The sequence below is a fragment of the Devosia enhydra genome (assembly GCF_900119845.1).
GTDB lineage: Bacteria > Pseudomonadota > Alphaproteobacteria > Rhizobiales > Devosiaceae > FPKU01.
The window spans coordinates 355519-374765 of sequence record NZ_FPKU01000002.1 but is presented as its reverse complement, the minus strand read 5'-3'; the positions used below and the strand labels follow the sequence as shown (position 1 = coordinate 374765).

At 67.3% G+C, this 19247-nt stretch carries 18 protein-coding genes; 12 read left to right on the top strand and 6 right to left on the bottom strand.

What is annotated here, in order from left to right:
* The first annotated feature begins 46 nt into the window (after positions 1-46).
* Genes BT183_RS10915 through trpB form a run of 3 tightly spaced genes read left to right on the top strand, consistent with a single transcriptional unit; the run spans position 47 to position 2330 of the window.
* On the top strand, positions 47-409 hold the full coding sequence (locus BT183_RS10915; RefSeq protein WP_072342709.1) for a lipopolysaccharide assembly protein LapA domain-containing protein: 363 nt from the start codon (positions 47-49) through the stop codon (positions 407-409).
* A 7-nt stretch (positions 410-416) separates the two neighbouring features.
* A complete protein-coding gene (locus tag BT183_RS10910) occupies positions 417-1064 on the top strand; it encodes a phosphoribosylanthranilate isomerase (protein WP_072342707.1) in 648 nt (215 codons plus the stop codon).
* Positions 1065-1103: 39 nt separating this feature from the next.
* A complete protein-coding gene (trpB, locus tag BT183_RS10905) occupies positions 1104-2330 on the top strand; it encodes a tryptophan synthase subunit beta (RefSeq protein ID WP_072342705.1) in 1227 nt (408 codons plus the stop codon).
* Positions 2331-2376: 46 nt separating this feature from the next.
* Here trpB and BT183_RS10900 read toward each other — a convergent pair whose 3' ends face one another.
* From BT183_RS10900 to BT183_RS10880, 5 genes are all read right to left on the bottom strand, one after another.
* Positions 2377-4020, bottom strand: coding sequence for an aminotransferase class V-fold PLP-dependent enzyme (locus BT183_RS10900; RefSeq protein ID WP_072342692.1), 1644 nt, complete (start codon positions 4018-4020; stop codon positions 2377-2379).
* 88 nt (positions 4021-4108) lie between these two features.
* A complete protein-coding gene (gene solA, locus BT183_RS10895; protein ID WP_072342689.1) occupies positions 4109-5296 on the bottom strand; it encodes an N-methyl-L-tryptophan oxidase in 1188 nt (395 codons plus the stop codon).
* Positions 5293-6168, bottom strand: a complete 876-nt coding sequence (locus BT183_RS10890; protein WP_072342686.1) for a DMT family transporter — start codon at positions 6166-6168, stop codon at positions 5293-5295. The genes solA and BT183_RS10890 overlap by 4 nt, the downstream gene beginning before the upstream one ends.
* Entirely contained in the window at positions 6165-8579 is a 2415-nt protein-coding gene (locus BT183_RS10885) for a PIG-L family deacetylase (protein ID WP_072342683.1), read from the bottom strand. The genes BT183_RS10890 and BT183_RS10885 overlap by 4 nt, the downstream gene beginning before the upstream one ends.
* Positions 8579-9811, bottom strand: a complete 1233-nt coding sequence (locus tag BT183_RS10880) for an ROK family transcriptional regulator (protein ID WP_072342681.1) — start codon at positions 9809-9811, stop codon at positions 8579-8581. The genes BT183_RS10885 and BT183_RS10880 overlap by 1 nt, the downstream gene beginning before the upstream one ends.
* 184 nt (positions 9812-9995) lie before the next feature.
* On the opposite strand from BT183_RS10880, the gene BT183_RS10875 reads away from it, so the two are divergent.
* The 5 genes from BT183_RS10875 to BT183_RS10855 are packed head-to-tail and all read left to right on the top strand — an operon-like array spanning position 9996 to position 15637.
* Positions 9996-11252, top strand: a complete 1257-nt coding sequence (locus BT183_RS10875; RefSeq protein WP_072342679.1) for a sugar ABC transporter substrate-binding protein — start codon at positions 9996-9998, stop codon at positions 11250-11252.
* An 8-nt stretch (positions 11253-11260) separates the two neighbouring features.
* The gene (locus BT183_RS10870; protein ID WP_072342676.1) at positions 11261-12190 is read left to right on the top strand and encodes a carbohydrate ABC transporter permease; all 930 of its coding nucleotides are present in this window, start codon (positions 11261-11263) and stop codon (positions 12188-12190) included.
* The gene (locus BT183_RS10865) at positions 12187-13050 is read left to right on the top strand and encodes a carbohydrate ABC transporter permease (RefSeq protein WP_072342674.1); all 864 of its coding nucleotides are present in this window, start codon (positions 12187-12189) and stop codon (positions 13048-13050) included. The genes BT183_RS10870 and BT183_RS10865 overlap by 4 nt, the downstream gene beginning before the upstream one ends.
* Positions 13047-14558 (top strand): argininosuccinate lyase, encoded by a 1512-nt coding sequence (gene argH, locus BT183_RS10860; RefSeq protein WP_072342671.1) that lies wholly within the window; start codon positions 13047-13049, stop codon positions 14556-14558. The genes BT183_RS10865 and argH overlap by 4 nt, the downstream gene beginning before the upstream one ends.
* Complete coding sequence (locus BT183_RS10855; protein WP_072344606.1) at positions 14558-15637, top strand: ABC transporter ATP-binding protein; 1080 nt, start codon at positions 14558-14560, stop codon at positions 15635-15637. Before argH ends, BT183_RS10855 begins: the two co-directional genes overlap by 1 nt.
* A gap of 15 nt (positions 15638-15652) precedes the next feature.
* Here BT183_RS10855 and pcaQ read toward each other — a convergent pair whose 3' ends face one another.
* The gene (gene pcaQ, locus BT183_RS10850; RefSeq protein ID WP_342078869.1) at positions 15653-16570 is read right to left on the bottom strand and encodes a pca operon transcription factor PcaQ; all 918 of its coding nucleotides are present in this window, start codon (positions 16568-16570) and stop codon (positions 15653-15655) included.
* Between the two features lie 96 nt (positions 16571-16666).
* Here pcaQ and pcaD point away from each other — a divergent pair, with 96 nt between their 5' ends.
* The 4 genes from pcaD to pcaG are packed head-to-tail and all read left to right on the top strand — an operon-like array spanning position 16667 to position 19234.
* The gene (gene pcaD / locus BT183_RS10845) at positions 16667-17476 is read left to right on the top strand and encodes a 3-oxoadipate enol-lactonase (protein WP_072342666.1); all 810 of its coding nucleotides are present in this window, start codon (positions 16667-16669) and stop codon (positions 17474-17476) included.
* Positions 17473-17871, top strand: coding sequence for a 4-carboxymuconolactone decarboxylase (pcaC, locus tag BT183_RS10840; protein ID WP_072342664.1), 399 nt, complete (start codon positions 17473-17475; stop codon positions 17869-17871). Before pcaD ends, pcaC begins: the two co-directional genes overlap by 4 nt.
* Positions 17868-18620 carry a protocatechuate 3,4-dioxygenase subunit beta gene (gene pcaH, locus BT183_RS10835; RefSeq protein WP_072342661.1) on the top strand — a complete coding sequence of 251 codons (753 nt, stop codon included), beginning with the start codon at positions 17868-17870 and terminating at the stop codon, positions 18618-18620. The genes pcaC and pcaH overlap by 4 nt, the downstream gene beginning before the upstream one ends.
* Positions 18620-19234 (top strand): protocatechuate 3,4-dioxygenase subunit alpha, encoded by a 615-nt coding sequence (pcaG, locus tag BT183_RS10830; RefSeq protein ID WP_072342659.1) that lies wholly within the window; start codon positions 18620-18622, stop codon positions 19232-19234. Before pcaH ends, pcaG begins: the two co-directional genes overlap by 1 nt.
* Positions 19235-19247 lie beyond the last annotated feature (13 nt).

Below are 19247 nucleotides of genomic sequence, written 5' to 3'. Positions count from 1 at the left end.
CGGTGAAACGGTCCACATGCGGCGGAATGGCCGGAGAGCTCTTCCCATGATGAAGCGCATCGTGGGCTGGTTCATCCTGCTGCCGCTTTCGGCGGTGCTGATCGTGTTCGCGCTCGCCAACCGGCAGCTCGTGGTGGTCAATTTCAACCCCTTCATCGCTCCGCAGGAGCTGGCGGGCAGCGGCGCCGGGGTGCCGCTCTTTCTCGTCATCTTCGCGGTGCTCCTCATCGGGGTGCTGCTCGGGGGCATGGCGACCTGGTTCGCGCAGGCCCCGCACCGCCGCGAGGAGCGCCACTGGCGCCGCCATGCCGAGGTGCTGAGCCGCGACCTCGAATCGGCCCGGCGCAGCCCTGGCCTCGACGGGCGCTCCCTTCCCGGCCTCGACGAACTGGTCAGCAAACAGCAATAGCGGCACGATGAGCGATCCGGTCATCATCAAGATCTGCGGCATCAAAACCAAGGCGCTGCTCGATGCCAGCATCGCGGCGGGCGCCGACATGGTCGGCTTCGTGCATTTTGCGCGCAGCCCGCGCCATGTCGACATCGACACGGTGGGCGAACTGATCTCGCAGGCGCGCGGGCGCGTAGAAAGCTGCGTGCTTCTCGTGAACCCCGACAATACGCTGGTCGCCCAGGTGGCGGCGCTCGGCCCGGACTGGATACAGCTCCATGGGCCCGAAACGCCGCATCGCGTCGCGACCATCCGCGACGAGGCCGGCATCGCCATCATCAAGGCCTGCCCCATCGGCGGGCCCGAAGATGTGGTGGCGGTCAAGGGCTTTGCTGATGTCGCCGACCGCATCCTGCTCGACGCCAAGCCGCCCCGCCAGGCGGAGCGGCCGGGCGGGCTCGGCCACAGTTTCGACTGGTCGCTGCTCAAGGGGCTCGACCCCGACCTGCCCTTCATGCTCTCGGGCGGGCTGACGCCCGAAACGGTGGGCGAGGCGGTGCGCAGTGTGCGGCCGATGGGCGTCGATGTCTCGTCGGGGGTGGAAACAGCGCCGGGCGTCAAGGACGCCGCCCTCATCTCGGCCTTCGTGCGCGCCGTGCGCGACGCCGGCTGATCCGATTTTGACCACGCTCCTTTTACCAGAAGGCTTGCCATGACGACGGCGTTCAATTCCCTCCGCACCGGCCCCGACGAGCAGGGCCGCTTCGGCGTCTTCGGCGGTCGCTTCGTGGCCGAAACGCTGATGCCGCTGATCCTCGACCTGGAGGCGGCCTATCGCGCCGCCCGGGCCGACCCGGCCTATCTCGCCGAGCTCGATTATCTGGGCAAACACTATACCGGGCGCCCCTCGCCGCTCTATTTCGCCGAGCGCATCACCGAGCATCTGGGCGGGGCCAAGGTCTATTTCAAGCGCGAAGAGCTCAACCACACCGGCAGCCACAAGCTCAACAATTGCGTGGGGCAGATCCTTCTGGCCAGGCGCATGGGCAAGACGCGCATCATCGCCGAGACCGGTGCCGGCCAGCATGGCGTGGCTACCGCCACGGTCTGCGCGCGCTTCGGGCTGCCCTGCACGATCTTCATGGGCGCCACCGATGTCGAGCGGCAATGGCCCAACGTTCTGCGCATGAAGATGCTGGGCGCCGAGGTGCGGCCGGTGACGGCGGGCGCCGGCACGCTCAAGGATGCGATGAACGAGGCCCTGCGCGACTGGGTCACCAATGTCGAGACCACCTATTACCTGATCGGCACGGCGGCGGGCCCGCATCCCTATCCGGAGATGGTGCGCGACTTCCAGTCGGTGATCGGCACGGAAATCAAGGAGCAGATGCTCGAGGCCGAAGGCAAGCTGCCCGATGCGGTGGTGGCCTGCGTGGGCGGTGGCTCGAACGCCATCGGCACGTTCCACCCCTTCCTCGACGACAAGAGCGTCAAGATCTATGGCGCCGAGGCAGGCGGGCACGGCATCGATGTCGAGAACGGCCATGCCGCCTCGATGACCGGCGGGCGCCCCGGCGTGCTGCATGGCAACCGCACCTATCTGTTGCAGGACAAGGACGGGCAGATCCTCGAAGGCCACTCGATCTCGGCCGGGCTCGACTATCCGGGCGTCGGCCCCGAACATGCGTGGCTCAGGGATACCGGCCGGGTGACCTATGCGCCCATCACCGACAATGAAGCGCTCGAGGCGTTCCAGCTCTGCACGCGGCTCGAGGGCATCATCCCGGCACTGGAAACCGCGCATGGCCTGTCGCTGGTGATGAAGATCGCCCCGACCATGGGCAAGGACGAGACCATCGTGCTCTGCCTCTCGGGTCGCGGCGACAAGGACGTGGAGAGCGTCGGCCGGCATCTCGGCTTCGACGTCAAGCGGCAGTAGCGATTTCCGGGTGCGCGTAGCCTCTCTCGCTCCGCGCCTCCCCCGCTCAGCGCCCGGCTTGAGGCTCGGCGAGGGCGAACCAGCGGGCGGGATCGCCGAGGCGGGGATCGATGCGCCCATCCTGATCGTCCGGAGCCGCTGAGCCCGTTAGCGCGGCGAGCGCCTGGTGGGCAGCCTCCATGACAACAGACAGGTCCGGGGTGGCGGGCACCGGCTGGTTCTGGGCGGAGGCATCGCGCCACAGGCAGAGATCGGCAAAGCCGTGCCCGGCGCGTGTCGAGATGCCCCCGAAGGTCCAGCGGCCGGTCTGCGCGTTGACGCGATAGGCGGGCAGGAACGCGGCGCCATGCTCGGCGATGAAGCGCACGGCTCTCGCGATATAGTCGATCAGCCTGTCCTCAAAGAAGAAATTGACATTGAGCCGCACCCAGCCGGGGCGGTAGACGCCGAGCCCCTCGCCCACCAGCGCCGCATAATGGTCGGCCGCGTCGCGCCCGATGCCGAGCAGGTCATGGGCATAGGGCCCGGCGCAGGAGCAGCCGCCACGCGCCTGGATGCCGAAGAGATCGTTGAGCAGCGCCACGACGAAATTGGGATGCAGCAGCCGCTCGCCGCTGCGGATGTTGAACGAGAAGATCGCGAGTCGCTCCGTCTCGGCCGGACCCAGCACGGCGATGCCGGGGCAGTCGGACCAGGCCGCGCGGATGCGTGCAACGGCGCGCTGCTCGAGCGCCGAGATAGTCTCGTGCCCGATATCGGCCTTGAGCTGGAAGACGAGGCCGGCGCGGATATCGCCCATGACATTGGGGGTGCCGGCTTCCTCGCGGCGCTCGGCATCGGCGACGTAGCGGTGCGAATGGGCCGTGACGTATGACACGGTGCCGCCCCCCGGCATGGAGGGGACGGTGGCGGCGAGCAGAACGCGATCGGCGATCAGCACGCCCGAGGCGCCCGGGCCGCCCACGAATTTATGCGGCGAGACGGAGACGGCGTCGCAGGCATCGTTAGCCCCTAGGGCGGATTCGGCCATGTCGATGGAGAGATAGGGCCCGGCTGCGGCATAATCGGCGAGGAGCCAGCCGCCATGGGCGTGCAGCAGCCGCGCCAGCGGACGCAGCGGCGTGATGACGCCGGTGACGTTGGAGGCGGCCGAGAAGGCGCCGATCTTGACCGGGGCATCGGCATGATGGGCGAGCGCTTCGGCGAGGCTGTCGAGACAGGGCAGCCCGCGCCCGCAGAGCGGAATGCGCAGGACCTTGGCCCCGCATTCGCGCCAGGGCAGATCGTTGGAATGATGCTCATAAGGCCCGACGAACACCACCGGGGCCGGCCCGCCGCGCGGGGTGAGGAGGCGCACGAGCTTGTTGATGGCGCTGGTTGCACCCGAGCCGGTGAAGATCACCGCGTGCCGGTCATCGGCGTTGACCGCCTTGCGGATGGCGGCGCGGGCGCCTTCGCGCAGGGCGGTGGTCTGGAGCCCGGTATAGGAGGTCTCGGTGTGGGTGTTGGCATAGGTGGGCGCCACGAGCCGCGCCACCGCCTCTTCGATGAAGTCGAGGCTGCGGCCCGAGGCGGTGTAGTCGGCATAGACCAGCGGCTTGGGGCCGAACGGGCCGGGGATGCTGACCGTGTCGCCGACCAGGCTGTCGCGAATGCGGGCGAGAAGCGGATGGTCGGCCGGATCGGACATGGCAAGGGCTCCCTGAGCGAGGAATGCCATGCTACCGGAATTTATCAGCAGAGTACAGTATGCTCAGGAAATGCAGATTGAAGGCATATTATCTTGCCGGAACAGCCTGCGACGCAAGGCGGCCGAGCGCGAAGGGCGACAGGTCGATGGTGCTGCGGCCCTCGACCAGCCGCTCGGCCACCGCTTCGCCGATAGCCGCCGAATGCTTGAAGCCGTGGCCAGAGCAGGGCGACACGACCAGCACACCGGGAATGGCGGGGTGATCATCGATGAGAAAGGCGCTGTCGGGGGTGACGGTATAGATGCAGGTCACCGCCTTTTCAGCCGTGGCGCCGATGCCGGCGAGCCGCCCTTCGAGATGGGCGCGATACATGCGCGCTGAATCCTCGGCCGGAACGGCGCGGTCGATTGTTTCGGGCGGGGTGGGCGCGCCATAGAATTCGTCGGCGGTCTTGAAGCTCCCGGCCTCGCCGATGAGCGGGAAGCCATAGAAGAAATCATCGCCCGAGGCGCCATGGGGCCACATGAAGACCGGGCCGGACCGCCATGCCGCCTGCCAGTCGGGATCGACGGGAAACCAGTGCATCACCTGCCGTACCGGCTGAAGCAGCGCGGCAAAGGGCGGCCCCAGAAGCGGGCCGGCCCATGGCCCGGCCGAGACCACGACGCGGGCGGCACGGATCGGGCCCGTATCGGTTTCTAGCACCACATGATCGCGCTCATGACGCAGGGACTGCACCGTGCAGCCCAGCCCCAGCGTGGCGCCGGAGCGCTCGGCAAGGCGGAGATTGGCGGCAACGCAGGCCTCGGGCACGAGATAGCCGCCGCCTGGCTCGTAATAGCCCACCTCATCGTCGCTGGGCCTGAGATGGGGGAAGCAGTGGCGGATCTCGGCGGCATCGAGCATCTCGTGGGTGATGCCGAAGCGCCGCGCCGCATCGCGCGAGCGTGCGATGAAGCCGGTGCGGCCGGGCCGGGGCACCGCATCGTCGGCCCGCGAGATGATGATCGAGCCGATCTCGAAAAGCAGGCCCGCGTCGGTCTCGGCCTCGATGTCCCGCCAGATCTCGTGGCTGCGCCGCGCAAGTGGCACATAGGCCTCGCCCTCGCCGATGCCGCGCCGTGTGATGCGGCTCTCGCCATGGGTGGAGCCCATGGCATGGGGCGGGGCATACCGATCGAGCCCCAGCACCCGGACGCCGCGCCGGGCCAGTTGCAGCAGCGTGGCGCTGCCGGCCGCGCCCAGCCCCACCACGACGACGTCGAAACCTGTCACTGCGCCTTGTCCCTGCGCTCGAAATGATTGGCGAGCGCGAGGCCCGAGATGATGATGAGCACGCCCACCAGCGTCTGCCAGCTCGGGATTTCGCCGAAAGCGACGAAGCCGGCCGTCGAGGCAAAGACCACCGAGAGATAGGTGAAGGGCGACAGAACGCCGACGGCGGTGCTCTGATAGGCCTTGAGATAGAAGAACTGCGCCAGCTGCGCCATGACCCCGATCAGGAGCAGCGCCGGCCAGTCGCCCCAGGCGACCGGCTGCCAGAAATACCAGGCCGGCAGCCCCGTGAAGATGGCGAGCCCGACGGTATAGAACAGCATCATGGTCATGGTGTTCTCGGCCTTGAGGGCGCGGATCTGGATGGTGGCGAGCGAGCCGAACATCACCGAGGCGAAGGCCGCAACCAGCCCCCAGGACCATTCGGTGCTGCCCGGCGACACCATCAGCAGGGCGCCGCAGAGCCCGATGCCGGCGCCCAGCCAGCGCATCGGCCCGATCTTTTCGGCGAGCAGCACGAGGGCCAGCAGCATGACCACGATGGGCCGGATGAAGCCGATGGCATTGGCGAGCGCCAGCGGCAGGGCGGCAAGCGCAGCGAAATTGCCGGTGATCGCCACCGCGTTGCAGAAGACGCGGAAGATGTGCCGGCCGGGCCGCTGCGTGCCGGCGATGGCGGCGCGCTGCCGCCAGACGATGGGCAGGATCGCGACCAGCCCGACCAGCGAGCGGATGAACACCAGCTGGATGGCGGGATAGGTCGCGCCCTGGATCTTTACCACCACCGTCATGACGGTAACGATCGCCATGTCGGTCAACAACCAGATTATGCCCAGCCGGTCGGATGTCGGCTGGGGGGTTGTTGTGGTCATCTGCGCCTTTCGGGCTGAACGAGATTGGCCATGAGGCGGAAGGCACCCGGCACGAGATGATCCATCTGGTGATGCAACACCAGCGCACAGTGGGTATGTCGACCCGCTTCGATTTGAGCCGAAAGCAGGGCGCCGCGCAAGGGCGCTTCGCCGGCATCGGAGGCAGCAATCAGCGGTACATAGGCCTCATCCCACTCGGACGCGAAATAGAGGCCGCGCTCCTTGTTCCAGCCCGACCAATCGGCCGCAGTGATCACATTGGGGCCGTTGAGCAGCCTGTGATCGGGGGCAAGCACCGTGACCTCGGCATTGGGGTTGGTCACCCGCCAGCGCAGCGAGGGGTGACCCACCACAAGCCGGCGCGGCGGCACGCGGGCCGGATCCCAGCCATCGCCGGGGCGATGATAGAGGGTGACGAGGTGACCGCCCGCCTCGACCCAGCGATGCAGCGCCGGCAGCGCCGCCACCAGATCCGGCCGGAGGCCGAAGGCGAAGAGCCCGATGACGATGGTGGTATAGCGCGACAGATCGCCCGAGAGATCGGCCGCGCCCATTTCGGTGACGTCGAGCCCCATGCGCGGCAGCCAGAGGCCGACGCGATCGGCGCCGCCCCCGACATAGCCGATGCGCGCACCCTCGGGGAGTTCGAGGTCGAGCGCGAGCACATCGATGGTGGCCGGCACCGGGCGCACGATGCGCCCCACATGCGGATAGGCGAAGCGCTCGATGCGATAGGCGGGACGGCCATCGATCATCGGTTCGAGCCGCGTCGCTCCGGCCGGCAGGTTGGTGGGCGCGGTGATGGCGATGGACCCCGACCCGATGCCAGCCTGCCAGCCGGCCGGCGCAGAAAGGCTCAGGGCCGCGGCCGGGCCATCGACGCGCGCGGCGACCGACCAGTTGCGGCGCGGGTCGGCCGTACGGGCGATGATCGCGGGCGGATCGAGCAGCAGCGAGTGGGCCGGCACGATGGCGAAGGGCTCTTCGAGGTCGAAGCGGCCGAAGACACGGTGGCCGTCGATGGCCATTTCGACGGCGACCGACAGGGGCCCGTTGCCGCCGAGATTTTCGTAGAACGGCGGATAGGACGTCGTGAGGTCGGCGTGCTCGGAGACGGTGAGCGGAAACCGCGTCACCGAGGGGCTCTCATGCTCGGCTGGTCCGGTGACGATGCCGGCGCCGGCCCAGGGCCTGATGCGGATATCTGCGCCCTCGGGGCCATGGAGCCGCACCTTGAGGGTGGCGCTGGCGCCCGGCGGCGCGTTGGGCGGCTCGGCCCATGCCTCGACATCGATGCCCGCGGCGAGCAGCACGGCGGCGTCGATCTCGCTGATCTTGCGGGCGAGGCGATGGCGATGGGCCTCCGCCACGTCGCCCGAAAGCGCCTCATGGGCGGCACCGGTTTCGCTGGCGGCGCGCAGCAGGAGCGGCACCATGCGGGCGCCATCGGGGAAGGCGGCCTGCGCCTCATCGATGGCGGCCTGCGCCGCATTGAGCGAGGCGGCGGCGGCGGGCGAAACGCCTTCGAGGGACGCGAGCGACCCGATGGTGGCGGCGAGCCCGTCGCGGATATCGGTCTCGGGCGCATTGCCGCGCGGGCCGTGCTTGAGGTGCAGCGGCCAGGCGGTGGGCGATTCCGCCCGCCAATGGCCCATGCCCTGGCTGGCATGGTAATAACGCGAGAATTCCCCGATCTCGTCCCAGCTGGCGCCAGTGGCGGGATCGCGTCCGCCCGCCTCGACCACCATGGTGGTTTCGGGCGGGGGCACCTCGTCGTCATAGGTATCGCCAGCACCCGAAAAGGCCGGCAGGTAGTATTTGGCCACCGTCCAGGGCCTGAGGCCTTCCTCGAAATGCTCGGGGAAGGCATCGGGATCGGCGGCGAGGCCCAGAGCGGTCTCGGCCGCCTCGGTCATGGCGCGGTGGTGGCCGTGCTGGCCGGGCACATCGAGGAAAGTGGGGATGACGATATCGGGCCGCTCGGTGCGATAGGCGCGCACCAGCCGCTCGATGATCCTGTCACGCCCCCAGCGTTCGAGCGTATCGACACCGGATTTGGAGAAGCCGAAATCATGCACCGGGTCACCGGGGCCATGGCCCATCCAGTGCACGCCGGCATCGAGCTCACGCGCCGCCTCCTCCATCTCGCGCGAGCGCATGGCGGCGAGGGCCCCGGTGCGTTCGGGCCCGAGCGCGTTCTGCCCGCCTTCGCCGCGCGTCGAATTGGCGACGACCACGCGCAGCCCGTATTTGAAGCGGAAGGCGGCCATCAGCCCGCTGTCCTCGTCATCGGGATGCGCGCCGGTATTCATCAGCGTCAGCACCGATTGCAGGCGCGACAGCGCGTGGCTCAGCGCCACCAGGCGCGGACGGGCCCGGCGGCGGGCGATGCGATCTCGGGCTAGGCTCATCAGTTGGGCTCCGTATCGGCAGGGGCAAGCGGCCCGATAGCAAGATCGAGACGCGGCGTCAGGGTTTCCATCAGCGGCAGGGCCGCGGCGCCGAGCGCTGCCGTCCAGCGCCCGGTCTGGCCGCGCAGAACGCGCGGCACGGTGCGGTGCGGCCGGGCCGCAACCGAAATCGGCAGGGGTTCGAGCGCGGCGATCAGCGCATCGGTGAGGGCATCGGGCAGGGCCCCGCCCAGGATGATCGTCTCGGGATCGAGGAGGTTTTCGAGCATGCCCACAACCGGGGCGAGGTGATCGGCGGCTTCGGCGATCCAGTCCATCAGCACCGGATGGCGGGCCGCGAGCAGCGCATCGAGGGCGACGGGGCCGACATCGATGAGGCCTGCGGCAGCGAGCCGGTCGCGCAGGGCATAGAGCGAGGCATGCTGCTCGAGCCAGCCGCCGGCGGGCCGATCATTGCGCGGCCGGGTGGGGGTATGGCCGATCTCGCCGGCATTGCCATGCGCGCCCCTGAGCGGGCGACCCTCATGGATGATGCCGAGCCCGATGCCGACCCCGAAATAGAGGAGGCAGAAGCTCGAGAACGGCCGGCCGGCGCCGAAAAGCCGCTCGCCCACAGCGGCGGCGTTCGCATCGTTCTCGATCACCGCCATCGTGCCGGTGGCCTCTTCGATGAGCCCGCGCGGATCGATGCCGCTCCAGCCCGGCAGGGTGGCGGGGCCGACCGAGCTCATGCCATCGACCTCGAAGGGCCCGGGCATCACGACGCCAACGCCGAGCAGCCGGGCGGACCCGCCCTGGCGGCGCAGGGCGGCGATCTCACGCGAAAGATGCTCGACGACGATCTCGGGCCGCGTGTCGGCGAGAGGCGCTGTGCGCCGCGCCCTGACCCCGCCGCCCAGATCGAGCAGGACGGTGGCGATGCGATCGCCGGCGATCTCGACGCCCGCCGTCATCGGGCCTTCGGGGTTTACGGCGAACTGGATGGGGGGCTGGCCGCGCCCGGCGCGGCGGCGGCCCACTTCAACCAGCATGTCTTCGGAACAGAGTTCCTCGACGATATTGGCGACGGCCTGCGGGGTGAGGCGGGTGAGCCGCGCGATCTCGGTGCGGCCCAGCGCGCCATGCATGCGCACCACGTCGAGAACGACGCGGCGGTTATGCGATCTGTTGCGCTCCGGATTGGTGCCGATCGCCACGCGCTGGCGCGCGGCGGGGCGCTCCCTCGTGGTCATGGCAGCATTCCTTCCCGACCCGGACGATGGCGTCATGACGCGAATAACACAAGTAGATTATTTTATTGACAAGACGGCCCCGGCAGGTGAGCGTAGCCTCAAGGCAGTGGGTTCAGCTCCTGCCCCCGAGGGAAACGAACCGCAGCCGCCCGCTGTGGCGGCGCGGTCCATCACGGAGGTCTTCATGCGCAATCGGTTCCTCGCCGGCGGGCTCGCCGCCGGCATCAGCTTCCTGACGCTGTCGAGCGTGCAGGCGGTCGAAATCGAATACTGGCAGTATGTGTTTGACTCGCGCGTCAAGGCGATGGATCAGCTCATCGCCAATTTCCAGGCGGCCAACCCCGACATCACGGTTCGCCACCAGACCTTCCCCTATGCCGACTACCAGACCCGCGTGGTCGCGGCCAATGTCGCGGGCCAGGGCCCCGATGTGGTGCAGCTGTTCTATGGCTGGGTAGACAATTTCGTCGCCGGCGGCCTGATCCAGCCGCTCGATCCGGCCGTGTTCCCGCATGCAGAGATCGAATCCGATTTCTTCCCGATCGTCAGCGCCATGAAGCGCGGCGACGATTACTACGGCCTGCCGACCGCCGTGCGCTCGCTGGCGCTGTTTTACAACAAGAAGATCTTCGAGGAGAACGGGCTCGACCCCAACGATCCGCCCGATACGCTCGAGGAACTGGTTGCCGCCGGCAAGGCCACCGTCAAGCGCGATGGCGCCGGCAACATGACCTCGGCAGGCCTCGCCTTCGGTCTTTCCGCGCAGGACCATCACTGGTGGCGTGAAGTGCTGATCCGCCAGTTCGGCGGCCAGCCCTATTCCGACGATGGCCGCACCGTCACTTATAATGACGAGGCCGGCATCGAGGCCACCGCGTTCCTGATGGGCCTCGAGAGCGAGGAAAAGATCGGCGAGATCGGCTTCATGGACGAGCCGCAGGCCGCGTTCCGCGGCGGGCTTGCCGCCATGACCATCGACGGCACCTTCCGCCTCGGCGCCTTCCGCGCCATCGAAGGCTTCGAATGGGGCGTGACCGAGCTTCCGGCCAATGCCGAGGGCGTGCGCTCGAACTATGCCAGCTACTTCGCCAACGCCATCGGCGCCCGCGCCCAGGGCGAGGAACTCGAAGCTGCCCAGAAGTTCCTGCAGTATATCAGCTCCGAAGAAGCCATGGCCGTGTGGCTCGAAGTGGTGGGCGAACTCCCGGCCCGCCGTGCCGCCGCGCTGACCGAGACCAACCTCGCCGACCCGATCTACGGGCCGTTCCTGCGGGCTCTGGACTATTCGCGCACCACGATCTTCGTGGACGAAATCGCGCAGCGCCAGGTGGCGCTCGATCTCGAAGCCCGCATCAAGCTGCAGAACCAGCCGGTGGCCGAGGCCGTGGCCGAAGCCGCCCAGCAGGAGCAGGCCATTCTTGACGAGTTCTACTCCCGTTGAGCCGCGCCATGGCTGATACAACCGCAGATCCGGCCCCCAAGGGCCGGATCTGGGACAAGCTGACGATCGGGCAGAAGCGCGTGGTCTGGGCGTGGGTCTTCCTCGCCATTCCCATCGTCTTCTTCGTCGTCATCCGCTTTTACCCCACCTTCTGGGCCTTCTGGCTGTCGCTGACCAATTGGGACCTGATGCGCCCCGCGCGCTTCATCGGGCTTGCCAACTACCAGCGACTGCTGAACGATCCGGCCTTCTGGCAGGTGTTCCGCAACACCTTCGCCTATCTCATCATCGGCACGCCGATCAGCCTGCTGTTGTCCTTCGTGATCGCCTATTACCTCGATCGCGTCCGGTTCATGCACGGGTTCATCCGCGCGCTCTATTTCGTGCCCTTCCTGACCACGGCTGCTGCCATGGCCTGGGTCTGGCGCTGGTTCTACCAGCCCGTGCCGATCGGCGTGCTCAACAACATCCTCGCCTCCATCGGCCTGCCGGCCCAGCCCTTCCTGCGCTCGATCGAGCAGGGGCTGCCCTCGATCATGGTCACCGCCATCTGGGCGGGGCTGGGGTTCCAGATCATCATCTTCATGGCCGGTCTTCGGGCCATCCCGCAGACCTATTACGAAGCGGCGCGCATCGACGGGCTCGGCGAATGGCCGATCCTGCGCAAGATCACGCTGCCGCTGCTCAAGCCGACCACCGTCTTCCTCGTGGTGTTTTCCTCGATCGGGTTCCTCCGGATCTTCGACCAGGTCTACAACATGACCACGAATGATCCGGGCGGTCCGCTCAACACCACCAAGCCGCTGGTGCTGATGATCTACCAGACGGCCTTCCAGTCCTATGCCATGGGCTATGCAGCGGCGCAGACGGTGGTGCTGTTCACCATCCTCCTGATCGTCTCGCTCCTCCAGCTCTGGGTCCTGAGGGAACGCAAATGACCACTGTGGCCGACCCGCAGGCGGCGGAGCACCGGCTCAATCGCGCCGCGATCCGCCCGGGCCGCATCATCACCTGGACGCTGCTGTTCATCGGCGGCGTCATCATGGTGACCCCGCTGCTCTACATGCTCTCGACCTCGCTGAAATCGGCTGGCCAGATCTACGATCTGCAGCTCATTCCGGCCAATCCGACGCTGAACAACTATATCGCCGTCCTCTCGGACGGGCGGTTCATGCGCTGGTTCTTCAATTCGACCTTCATCGCGGTCTGCTCGACGCTGTCGGCGGTGTTTTTCGACTCGATGGTCGGCTACACGCTGGCCAAGTTCCAGTTCCGCGGCCGCTTCCTCGTCTTCATCGCCATCCTGTCCACCCTGATGATCCCCACCGAGATGCTGGTGATCCCGTGGTACCTGATGAGCGCGCAGCTGGGCTGGATCAACACCTATTGGGGCATCATGTTCCCCGGCATGATCACCGCCTTCGGCGTGTTCCTGATGAAGCAGTTCTTCGAGAGCGTGCCCGATGACTTCCTCGAAGCCGCGCGCATCGACGGGCTCAACGAGTTCCAGATCTGGTGGAAGGTGGCCATGCCGCTGGTGACCCCGGCGATCTCGGCGCTCGCCATCTTCACCTTCCTGGGCAACTGGACGGCCTTCTTCTGGCCGCTGATCGTCACCAACAGCCGCGAGCTCTACACTCTGCCGGTGGGCCTCTCGAGCTTTGCGGTGGAACAGTCGATCCAGTGGGAAATGATCATGACGGGTGCGGCGCTCGCCACCATCCCGACGCTGATCGTGTTCCTCGTGCTGCAGCGCTATATCGTGCGCGGCGTCATGCTCGCAGGCCTCAAGGGATGACCATGACTGACCCAAGGCTTGCCGATACCAGCCGGTTCCCCGACCCGGTCTATACCGAAACCGTGCTCCGTCCGCTGTTCGACGGGGCCAAGGACCATCACGTCGAGAGCTTCCGGCGCATCGACAGGGCCCATCTGGTGATGCTGGCGGAAACCGGCATCCTCAGCGCCGAGCAGGCTTCGGCCATCGCCGGGGCGCTGGTGTCGATCGATGCTGAGCTCGACGTGCCGGCCCTGACCTATACGGGCGAGGTGGAGGACTTTTTCTTCCTCATCGAGAAAGAGCTGAAAAAGCGGATCGGCCCCCATATCGGGGGCCGGCTGCACACGGCGCGTTCGCGCAATGACATCGATCACACGCTGTTCAAGCTCGGGCTCAAGGAGCGCATCGACGTGCTGCTGGGCGAAGCGCTCGGCCTGCTCGAGGCGCTGGTCGCGGCGGTGGAGCGCGAGAAATCCACGCTCATCGTCGCCTATACTCATGGGCAGCCGGCCCAGCCCTCGACGCTCGGCCACTACCTCGCCGCCGTCACCGAGGTGATGGTGCGCGATATCGAGCGGCTTGAGGCGGCCCGCGCCATCGTCGATCTCTCGCCCATGGGCGCGGCGGCGATCACCACGTCGGGCTTCCCGATCGACCGGGTGCGGATGGCCCAGCTTCTGGGCTTTTCAGCCCCGCTCAACAATTCCTATTCCTGCATCGCCGGAGTCGACTACACGACGGCGACCTACAGCGCCATCGAACTGATGTTCCTGCATCTGGGGCGCCCGATCCAGGACCTGCAGTTCTGGACGAGCTTCGAGGTCGGGCAGATCTATGTGCCCAACGCGCTGGTGCAGATCTCCTCGATCATGCCGCAAAAGCGCAATCCGGTGCCGATCGAGCATCTGCGGCACCTCTCGAGCCAGACCATGGGCCGGGCGCGCGCGATGCTCGACATCATGCACAACACGCCCTTCACCGATATGAACGACAGCGAGGGCGAGAGCCAGGGCTTCGGCTATGGCGCCTTTGCCAGCGGCGGCCGGGTGCTGCGGCTGCTCGCAACGCTCGTCGCCCAGATCCGGGTCGATCCGGCCCGGGTGCGCGCCAACATCGCCAAAAGCTGCATCACCATTACCGAACTGGCGGATTCGTTGGTGCGGGAGGCCGGGCTGTCGTTCCGGCAGGCCCATGAGATTGCCGCCCATGTGGCGCGCAAGGTGGTGGCGGTGGGCGGCAGCCTCGAGGAGGGCTATGGCCCGTTCCGTGAGGCCTTTGCCGAGCATACCGGCCGCGAGGCCGATATCGGCGAGGATGCGTTCCGCCGCATCGTTTCGCCCGAGCATTTCATTGCGGTGCGCGCGCGCCTGGGCGGACCTGCCCCCGAAGCGCTCGATGCCTCGCTTTCCCTTTACACTCAAGCGCTTGCGGGCTTCCGCGATCGTGCTGCGGCGCGTGCCGCGCGCGAAGCCGCAGCCGCCGCCGAACTGGCGCAGCGCTTTTCTGCACTTTCTGGAGGGCAATGATGGCCACCATCACGCTTGAAGGCCTGAGCAAGGTCTATGGCAAAGGCGTCAAGGCGGTCCGCGAGATCGACCTCGACATCGCCGATGGCGAATTCGTAGTGCTGGTCGGCCCCTCGGGCTGCGGCAAATCCACGACGCTGCGCATGATCGCCGGGCTCGAGGAGATCTCGGGCGGCACGCTCAAGATCGGCGGGCGCGTGGTCAACATGCAGGACCCCAAGCAGCGCAATATCGCGATGGTGTTCCAGAACTACGCGATCTATCCGCACATGACGGTCCGCCAGAATATCGGCTTCGGGCTCTATACCTCCAAGCTCGACAAGGCGCAGAAGAACCAGCGCATCGATGCGGCGGCCGAGACGCTGGGGCTTACCCCCTATCTCGAGCGTCGGCCGGCGGCGCTTTCGGGCGGGCAGCGGCAGCGCGTGGCCATCGGCCGCGCCATGGTGCGCGATCCCGTCGCCTTCCTCTTCGATGAGCCGCTCTCGAACCTCGACGCGCAGCTGCGCGCCCAGATGCGCATTGAAATCAAGCGGTTGCACCAGCGGCTCGGCACCACCATCGTCTATGTGACTCATGACCAGGTGGAGGCGATGACGCTCGCCGACCGCATCGTGGTGATGCGCGACGGCGACATCCTGCAGGTCGGTTCGCCCACCGAGCTTTACGAGAACCCGGTCGATATCTTCACCGCGCGCTTCATCGGCAGCCCGGCGATGAACCTGTTGCCGGCGACCCGGACCGCTGGCGGCGTCACCATCGACGGCACCTCGGTGCAGGTGGCCCTGCCGGCCGGCGGCGGGGACAAGTTGCTCATCGGCGTGAGGCCGCATGAATTCGTGGTCGATCCCAGCCGCGCCGGCCAGCCGGGTGCCTTTGCGGTCGAAGGCGTCGTCGATGCCGTCGAGCCGCTCGGGCCCGAAACGCTGGTGCATATCAAGGTCGGTGCAACCGAAGCGATCGCCACCGCGCCGGGCCGGGTCGTGCCGGCGGTGGGCCAGACGGTGACGGCGATGGCGCAGCCGGGCAGCCTGCATCTCTTCGATGCCAAGACCGAGAAGGCCCTGCCGCGGCCCTAAGCGACTGAAGCACTGCTACAATCCAAGCTCGGCCGTGGCCTCCCTGAGGGCACGGCCGAAGCGTTCCAGCCCCTCGCTGCGCCCGGCGCCGGCCCTCAGCGTCAGCCCCACGGCGCCGCGCGTGTCGGTGGTGTCGACGGGCAACGCGACCAGGGTGCCCTCCTCGAGGTCATTGGCGACGACGCCTTCGGAAATCACCCAGACGGCGTCGGACTGGCGCAGGAACGAGCGGCCGAAGGAATCCGAAACGGTCTCGATGGCGACCGGCAGTTCGGCGATACCGGCGGCCAAAAATAGCCTTTCGACGAAGGGCCGGATGATCGCCCCGCGCGGCGGCAGCAGCACGGGATAGGCCGCAAGCGCTGCGATTTCAAAGGGTTGCGCGGTGAGCAGCGGATGGCCGCGCCGCACCGCGAAGCGCACCTGCTCGGAATAGAGATACTCGAAACTGAGCCCCGCCATCTGTTCGGGGGCGGCGAGGCGGCCGACGACGAGGTCGAGATCGCCGCGGCGCAGGGTGTCGAGCAGGAAGCGGTTGTCGCCCGTGAGGATCATCAGGGACTGACCCTCGGCGATGGCGCGGAAGCGGTCGACGGCCCCCGGCATCAGGCGGGCCGAGACGGTGGGCAGCGCCCCGACACGCAGTGGCGGCAGGCTCGTGACGGCGCCGGGCGCCACTGCATCGGCCCCCTGACGGATCGCGGCGAGGCCGATTTCCGCATGCCGCAGAAAGACTTGGCCGCGCGCGGTGAGCCGAACGCCACGCCCGTCGCGTTCGACGAGATCGGCGCCCAGCGCCATTTCGAGCTCGCGCAGAGTACGGGTGACGGCGGGTTGGCTGACATTGAGCGCCTCGGCCGCACGGCCCACGCCGCCCTGCCGGGCGACGGCGATGAAGGTGCGCAGGTGACGCAGGCGGATATGCGGGTCCATGCCCATTCATACCATGCCTGTTATGAATGGGCGCAAGACTCTGATTTTACACCCGTGAAATACCGGTCCATTCTCGTGGCAGGGAGATGAAATTCTATGCAATTCGCACGGATCAACGGCGTGGTGCTGCACCACCAGCTGTTCGGCGCCGGCAGCGGTCGACCGGTGCTGGTTTTCGCCAATTCGCTGGGCACCGATTTCCGCATCTGGCGCGACGTGATCGTGCGACTGGCCGGTGAGTTCACGATCCTCACCTATGACAAGCGCGGGCATGGTCTCTCGGACCTGGGCGCTCCGCCCTACACCATGGACCAGCATGTGGATGACCTCTCCGGGCTCATCGACCATTTGGAGCTGGGGCCCGCGATCATCGTCGGGCTCTCGGTGGGCGGGATGATCGCGCAGGGGCTCCTAGAGCGGCGTCCGGACCTGGTGCGCGGCCTCGTGCTCTGCGACACGGCCCACAAGATCGGCGATGCGACACTGTGGAACGGGCGGATCGACGCGGTGATGGGCGATGGCGGGATCGCGGGCATCGCCGATGCGATCCTTGCCCGCTGGTTCACCGCCCGCTACCGCGCCGAGGAGACCGAGGCGATGGCGGGCTGGCGCAACATGCTCGTCCGCCAGCCGGCCGCGGGATATGCCGGCACCTGCGCGGCACTGCGCGATGCCGACTACACCGACTTCGTCAAAACCATCGCCGTGCCGACCCTCTGCGTCGTGGGCGACGAGGATGGTTCGACCCCGCCGGACCTCGTTCTGGCGCTCGCACGGCTCATTCCGGGCGCGCGCTATGAAGTGATCCCCGGCGCGGGCCATATTCCACCGGTGGAGCAGCCGGCGCTGCTTGCCGACATGATCCGGGCCCTTGCGGCCCTTGTACCTTCCGGAGCCAGCCAATGACCGAAGCGGCGGTCGACCGTTTGAGCCAGGGCATGAAGACGCGGCGCGCCGTGTTGTCCGACGCCCATGTGGAGCGCAGCGAGGCCGGCAAGACCGAGCTCGACGCGCCCTTCCAGGTGCTGATCACCGAGGCGGCCTGGGGCCATGTGTGGTCGCGGCCCAACTGGAGCAAGCGCGAGCGCTCGATGGTGACCATCGCGCTCCTCGCCGGGCTCGGGCATTATGAGGAAATGGCGATGCATATCCGCGCCACGGCCCGCACGGGGGCGACCGAGGAGGATGTGCGCGAGGCGCTGCTGCATGTGGCGATCTATGCCGGTGTGCCGGCGGCCAACCATGCCTTCAAGATCGCCAAGCAGGTCTATGCCGAAATGGGACAGGGAGAGAGCGCATGACGGAGTTCGGCATCAACACCCCGCCCGAGACCGGTGCCTTCCTGCCGCGCGACCGCAACTGGCATCCGCCGGCTTTCACCCCGACTTACAAGACCTCGGTGGTGCGGGCCCCGCAAAAAGCGCTGATCTCGTTCGACAATTCGCTGTCGGAAGTGACCGGCCCGCGCTTTGGGCACAACCTCATCGGGCCCAATGACAACGACCTGATCATCAACTTCGCCCGGCCCGGCGAAATGGCCATCGGGCAGCGCATCATCGTGCATGGTCGCGTGCTCGACGAGCGTGGGCGGCCGGTGCCCGGCGTCCTGGTGGAATATTGGCAGGCCAATGCCGGTGGCCGCTACCGGCACAAGAAGGAAGGCTACCAGGCGGCGCTCGACCCCAATTTCGGCGGCTGCGGGCGCTCGATCACGGCAGAGGATGGCTCGTACTGGTTCCGCACGGTCAAGCCCGGCGCCTATCCCTGGCCCAATGGCGTCAATGACTGGCGGCCGGCCCATATCCACTTCTCGGTGTTCGGATCGGGCTTTGCGCAAAGGCTGATCACCCAGATGTATTTCGAGGGCGACCCGATGCTCAAGCTCTGCCCCATCGTCAACACCATCGCCGACCCGGCGGCGATCGAGGCGCTGGTGGCGCCGCTCGACATGTCCAACACCGTGCCGATGGATGCGCGCGCCTACAAGTTCGACATCATCCTGCGCGGGCGCCGCTCGACGCCCTTCGAAAACCGGCGGGAGGGCAATTGATGCCGCAGCCCCTCAACCTTCTCAAGGAAACCCCGTCCCAGACCGCCGGGCCCTATGTGCATATCGGGCTGACGCCGAATTTTTGCGACATCACCGGCGTTTACCCCGAAGACCTCGGCACGGTGATGGTGGGCGAGGCGACCAAGGGCGAACGCATCACCGTGACGGGCCGGATCTTTGACGGCACCGGCACGCCCCTGCGCGACGGGCTCATCGAGATCTGGCAGGCCGATGCGTCGGGCCGCTATCCCGGCCCGACCGACCCGCGCGGCGGCGCCGATCCGCATTTTACCGGCTGGGGCCGCTGCCCCGCCGATGGCGAGACCGGGGTCTATCGGTTCGAGACCATCAAGCCCGGTCGCGTGCCGTGGCCCGACGGGCGGATGCAGGCGCCACACATCAGCTTCTGGATCGTGGCGCGGGGCATCAATCTGGGGCTCAACACGCGGCTTTACTTTCCCGAGGAGAGCGCCGCCAATGCCGAGGATCCGCTTTTGAAGCGGCTCGAGCATCAGGCGCGCGTACCGACACTTGTGGGCAAGCGCGAGGGCCAGACGATCACCTTCGACATCCACCTGCAGGGTCCGCAGGAAACGATCTTCTTCGATATCTGAGGATTGACCCACG

Coding starts and splice junctions, on each gene's coding strand:
- BT183_RS10915 (WP_072342709.1), top strand. CDS start 47: ATGATGAAGCGCATCGTGGGCTGGTTCATCCTGCTGCCGCTTTCGGCG.
- BT183_RS10910 (WP_072342707.1), top strand. CDS start 417: ATGAGCGATCCGGTCATCATCAAGATCTGCGGCATCAAAACCAAGGCG.
- trpB (WP_072342705.1), top strand. CDS start 1,104: ATGACGACGGCGTTCAATTCCCTCCGCACCGGCCCCGACGAGCAGGGC.
- BT183_RS10900 (WP_072342692.1), bottom strand. CDS start 4,020: ATGTCCGATCCGGCCGACCATCCGCTTCTCGCCCGCATTCGCGACAGC.
- BT183_RS10890 (WP_072342686.1), bottom strand. CDS start 6,168: ATGACCACAACAACCCCCCAGCCGACATCCGACCGGCTGGGCATAATC.
- BT183_RS10885 (WP_072342683.1), bottom strand. CDS start 8,579: ATGAGCCTAGCCCGAGATCGCATCGCCCGCCGCCGGGCCCGTCCGCGC.
- BT183_RS10880 (WP_072342681.1), bottom strand. CDS start 9,811: ATGACCACGAGGGAGCGCCCCGCCGCGCGCCAGCGCGTGGCGATCGGC.
- BT183_RS10875 (WP_072342679.1), top strand. CDS start 9,996: ATGCGCAATCGGTTCCTCGCCGGCGGGCTCGCCGCCGGCATCAGCTTC.
- BT183_RS10870 (WP_072342676.1), top strand. CDS start 11,261: ATGGCTGATACAACCGCAGATCCGGCCCCCAAGGGCCGGATCTGGGAC.
- BT183_RS10865 (WP_072342674.1), top strand. CDS start 12,187: ATGACCACTGTGGCCGACCCGCAGGCGGCGGAGCACCGGCTCAATCGC.
- argH (WP_072342671.1), top strand. CDS start 13,047: ATGACCATGACTGACCCAAGGCTTGCCGATACCAGCCGGTTCCCCGAC.
- BT183_RS10855 (WP_072344606.1), top strand. CDS start 14,558: ATGGCCACCATCACGCTTGAAGGCCTGAGCAAGGTCTATGGCAAAGGC.
- pcaQ (WP_342078869.1), bottom strand. CDS start 16,570: ATGGACCCGCATATCCGCCTGCGTCACCTGCGCACCTTCATCGCCGTC.
- pcaD (WP_072342666.1), top strand. CDS start 16,667: ATGCAATTCGCACGGATCAACGGCGTGGTGCTGCACCACCAGCTGTTC.
- pcaC (WP_072342664.1), top strand. CDS start 17,473: ATGACCGAAGCGGCGGTCGACCGTTTGAGCCAGGGCATGAAGACGCGG.
- pcaH (WP_072342661.1), top strand. CDS start 17,868: ATGACGGAGTTCGGCATCAACACCCCGCCCGAGACCGGTGCCTTCCTG.
- pcaG (WP_072342659.1), top strand. CDS start 18,620: ATGCCGCAGCCCCTCAACCTTCTCAAGGAAACCCCGTCCCAGACCGCC.